This window comes from Microcystis sp. M53603_WE2, from assembly GCF_030065435.1.
Window position 1 is genome coordinate 1 of the sequence record NZ_JASJFF010000241.1, and the last position, 4,729, is coordinate 4,729.

Here is a 4,729-nt window from a genome sequence, read left to right on the forward strand (position 1 = left end):
ATCCCGTGTCTGTCAACCCGCAGAAATTATCCCCTTAATTATCGAAATGGGAGTCGATGCGATCGAAATTCATACCCAAGTCGGTCATCGAGAGGAATTTGCTCGACTCTGGCAAGCGATCGCACCTCTAACTAAAAACCTAAAAATCCTCGCCATAAGTTGCCAGGATGATCAGCAGATCATTGATTACCTCCACTATCTGCGAGAAACTATTTCACCCCTAAGCTGTCCTCTGATTTGGCAGACGGACGGCCGGCCGATGAGCGGCGATATCGGCAAAGGAACCACCCACCCGGCCATTAACATGGCCAAAAAAGTCCTCTCCGAAAATCTAACCGGATTTGTGCAGTTAGCTGGGGGAACCAATGACCATACCGTGACCAAATTACAGCAACTGGGACTGAGAGAAAAAATCGCTGGTATTGCATCTGGAAGTTACGCCCGTTCATTGATTTTGCCAATTTTAGAGCATTTAGACCAGCCTAACCTTGAAAATGACCCCCAAGCCTACCAAGAAGCCGTTAAAGCTGCTTCTATTCTCGTTGCTCAATTGAAAGCCTAGCCTTGGTCAAAAAACTATAATATTTTTTTAATTGACAACTAACCCCTAAATGTGTTAGACCCCAAGAAAATCTTGGCAATAAAAACAGCCAATTATCGCCAAAACCTTTTACTATTAATGCCAGAAACCCTACCCTCCTCTCGGATGCCAGTTACCGACGATTTAAACAAACTCTTGGCAATTCTACCTGCGCGGATTCGCGGCAAAATCGAGGAACACCCGCGGCAGCATCAACTGATCGAAGTAGTTATGGATTTGGGACGCATACCAGAAGCGCGTTTTCCCGATGGGGCGATCGATCTGGGGGACGAACCGATCTCAAAAGAAGAAATCCAGTATTCGATCGCCAGGGTGGGCAGTTTTAGCGGCGATAATCGCGCTGGGATTGAACGCACCCTGCACCGCATCAGTGCCATTCGCAATCGAGACGGCGAAATTATCGGTTTAACCTGTCGTATCGGTCGGGCCGTTTTCGGTACGATCACCCTGATTAACGACCTGGTGGAAACAGGAAAATCCCTGCTGCTGCTCGGTCGTCCAGGGGTAGGGAAAACCACGGCCTTGCGAGAAATAGCCCGAGTTTTAGCCGACGATCTCAATAAACGGGTAGTGATTATCGACACTTCCAACGAAATCGCCGGAGATGGAGATATTCCCCATCCGGCCATCGGTCGGGCCCGTCGGATGCAGGTGTCCCGTCCGGAATTGCAGCATCAAGTCATGATCGAAGCGGTGGAAAACCATATGCCAGAAGTGATCGTGATTGATGAGATCGGGACAGAATTAGAAGCTCTGGCCGCTCGCACGATCGCCGAACGCGGGGTGCAGTTAGTGGGAACCGCCCACGGCAATCAATTGGAAAATTTAATTAAAAATCCGACTTTATCGGATTTAGTTGGGGGAATTCAAGCAGTAACTCTCGGAGACGAAGAAGCACGCCGCCGGGGTTCTCAGAAGACCGTTTTAGAACGCAAAGCACCCCCCACCTTTGAGATTGCCATCGAAATGTTGGAACGTCAGCGCTGGGTCATCCACGAGGACGTATCCACCACAATCGACCAACTGCTGCGGGGACGGGAAGCAATTGCCCAAATCCGTTGGGTAGATGAGGAGGGGAAAGTACAGGTAGCTCAGGAAGAACCAAAACCGGAAAACCTCACCCCTTTGCGCGGCAATTATCTGCCAGAAATGGATAAACCCAAGGGATGGCGGGCCGATGGCCGGATGACTCCCGTGGCCCGTTTCCCTGCGGGCCCCCTCAACCGGGAAAACGATTTCGATCGCCTCCTCGAACAATCTTGGCTGCAGGAAGAACCGGAAACGGAAAAAGTCCGCGTCCCCGGTCCCAATGGCGAAGATTGGCCGGTTTATGTCTATCCCTACGGAGTCAGTCGCGCCCCGATCGAACAGGTAGTACAGGCCCTAGATTTGCCGATCGTTTTGACCAAAGATTTACAGGGGGCCGATGCGGTGCTGGCCCTGCGTTCCCACGTTAAAAATCAGTCAAAATTGCGGCAAATTGCCAAAGTAAGACAAATCCCTATACACGGCATCAAATCCAATACCCTGCCCCAAATTTCTCGGGGTTTAAAGCGGATTTTGGGCATTGATGACCCGATGAATCAGGAGGGTGCCGACCTGCGTTTATTTGCCCGCAGCGGTAGTGATGACGAGATCGAAGCTTTGGAGGAGGCCCGGTTAGCGGTGGAACAAATCGTTATTCCCACCGGCCAACCGGTGGAGTTACTGCCGCGATCGGCGAAAGTGCGGAAAATGCAGCACGAATTAGTGGAACATTACCGTCTCCAATCCGATAGCTTCGGAGAGGAACCGAATCGCCGTATTCGCATCTATCCAGCTTAGGAGTCGGGAATTTGAAGCGACGCACGCTCATCATTCTAGGTACAGGGGCGGCGATCGGTGCGGCGGCCCTCCGGATTATCCATCGTCCCCAATCGGCGGCGGAATTGCGCGCCAAAATGCCCCTAGCTGAAAGAATTAAGCTCTGTCTCGATCTGGCTAAGATTAAACTAGCGACCACGATCGATTATCTCGATAGTTATGCCCGTCGGGGCATTCTCTATCCCTATCTTACCCATCCAGAGCCATCGGGTTTTACTTTCTTCAATTGGCTACGGAGGGGGAATAGTCCCACCCCCGGCACTTGGAAGTTGGCAAAGGCCAATTTTTGGGCGGCAGGGGCTTTTGCTGCTTTATTATGGAAAATTGCTGACTTAGAATCAAACCCTATGGATGCGGGATTTTGGTCAGCTGCCGCGAAAAAATGGAGCGATCCCTTAAAAGAAACCAGTTTGAAGAACAAAGACATCGCTCTTAATAATGTACTGGTGTTTGCCCCTTGGTTTGAGTCGGGACAGGGCCAGGAAAAACAGACAGCTTTAGAGATAACTTTACGGGGGGCCAGACAACTAGCGCAACCTTTTCAGGATGGTAAAGGGAGTTATCACACCGATATCGGGACTTTTGGCTGGTTACGCAAGGCCGATCGCACCGATCAGCAAGAACATTGGCAGGTTTTTATCGACCATACGATCAATATAGAACAAATGCTCTGGGCAAGTCTCCACAATCCTGACCCCAAGGAGGCAAAAGATTGGCAAGAAAAGGCCCTTTCCCACATCCGCACCATTAGCCGCACCTTTGGGGCTAACCGTCGCCCGGGTAAAACGGGAACTTGGCAAAGAGGCTATTTTGATCAAAATGTCAACTCTCCCACCTATAGAAATTTCTTATTTAATGAGGGAAAACAGGGCTGGCGCGATGATAGCACTTGGTCCCGGGGTCAAGCTTGGTTTATTTATAGTGCCACGACGGCCTATATTTACACCGGCGATCCGGAAATGTTAACCATTGCCAAGGATGCCATTAATTATTATCTGGACAATTTGCCCGATCGCTGGCCCGGTGGACAAAGACGCGCCGGGGATTTTATTCCTCCCTGGGACTTTGATTATGCCTTGCAAAAAAATGGCGCTACGGAAAAGGATTCTTCGGCAGCGGCGATCGCTGTGGCGGGGATGATTCGCTTATTAAAAGCTTTACCCAGCAGTGATCCTAGTTATGGAACCTATCGAGAGGCGATCGATAATACTCTCTTGAATTTGACTTCTTTTGCCTATTTTCCCGACGAAACCGCCCCAGAGATGAGTTTATTGCGTCATGGTTGTTATCATCATCCCGCCGCGATTCAACCCAGCCAAATCTATGATACGGGTTTAATTTGGGGAGACTTGTTTTTTATAAATGCTTTGGCTGAATACCAAGATTTACCCGCTACTTAGGGCTGGCTGAATAAATCTAAAAACCTTGTTGGATAATATCTTTAGACTTTTTGTCAATCAAAAAGTACCGGCCCTGGGAGTGATCAGGGGGCAAATTCAGGGACTTTTTCCCTGAAAATTAGGTAATTGACCACCTGAAAATCGGTAAAACCCACACCCTGCCCCCAGGAAAAACTTTTTGCCGCAAACCCTAAATAAGCTAAACGGCGCTTAACCTGCATGATCCAACAGCTATAACCCTTTTGGAGTCTATATCGGTGATCCGAAGTAAAAGCCGTTTAGCTTATAACTTAACTCAGTAAAAAAGACTTATTCGGATGGACAAGAAAGCCTTTTTTCAGCGCTTCTCGTCCTAATAACATCCGAAAACCCATGACATCGCGATTAGTTAAAGTTAATTCGATCGCCCATTGACGACCACCAAGCAATACGTTTGTTCTAATAACGGGACGTAGTTGACTTTGACCCCCAGAATTTTTTACCTGTCGCCATTCGAGGATTTCTGCGGTGGTGGTGACAGTGTGGTGACTATCTTTTTGGTAGGGATGAACTTGAAAGCGCAGCCAATTGCGATCGCCATCTCGAAAAGGATGGAGATGAAAAGCGTGTAGGGCCGAGGAGCGAGCGCCTGTATCAATCTTGGCCTTTATTTTGGTAATGCCTAAATCAGGTAAATCGAGCCATTCTCGCCAACCGATGATGATTTTATCGGGTTTCATCCGTCTATTTAGGGTCTGCTGAAAAAGTTTTTCCTAGGGGCAGGGTGTAGGGTGTGGGGTGTGGGGTGTGGGGTTTTACCGATTTTGAGGGGGTCAATTACCTAATTTTCAGGGAAAAAGTCCCTGAATTTCCCCCTGATCACTCC

The 4,729-nt window shown here is 49.0% G+C and carries 5 protein-coding genes; 3 read left to right on the plus strand and 2 right to left on the minus strand.

What is annotated here, in order from left to right; all coding sequences use genetic code 11:
• The 3 genes from PX481_RS05210 to PX481_RS05220 form a co-directional block, all read left to right on the plus strand.
• Nucleotides 1-562: Light dependent period protein LdpA domain-containing protein (locus PX481_RS05210; RefSeq protein WP_288093892.1), on the plus strand; the 562-nt coding region annotated here is incomplete at its 5' end.
• A gap of 117 nt (nt 563-679) precedes the next feature.
• A complete protein-coding gene (locus PX481_RS05215; protein WP_502888587.1) occupies nt 680-2,425 on the plus strand; it encodes a R3H domain-containing nucleic acid-binding protein in 1,746 nt (581 codons plus the stop codon).
• Nucleotides 2,426-2,436: 11 nt separating this feature from the next.
• Complete coding sequence (locus PX481_RS05220) at nt 2,437-3,864, plus strand: hypothetical protein (RefSeq protein WP_002763318.1); 1,428 nt, start codon at nt 2,437-2,439, stop codon at nt 3,862-3,864.
• 83 nt (nt 3,865-3,947) lie between these two features.
• On the opposite strand, the gene PX481_RS05225 is transcribed toward PX481_RS05220, so the two are convergent.
• Nucleotides 3,948-4,085 carry a hypothetical protein gene (locus PX481_RS05225; RefSeq protein WP_002763319.1) on the minus strand — a complete coding sequence of 46 codons (138 nt, stop codon included), beginning with the start codon at nt 4,083-4,085 and terminating at the stop codon, nt 3,948-3,950.
• Nucleotides 4,086-4,154: 69 nt separating this feature from the next.
• Nucleotides 4,155-4,583 carry an ATP-dependent zinc protease family protein gene (locus PX481_RS05230; RefSeq protein ID WP_002763320.1) on the minus strand — a complete coding sequence of 143 codons (429 nt, stop codon included), beginning with the start codon at nt 4,581-4,583 and terminating at the stop codon, nt 4,155-4,157.
• Between the last annotated feature and the right edge of the window lie 146 nt (nt 4,584-4,729).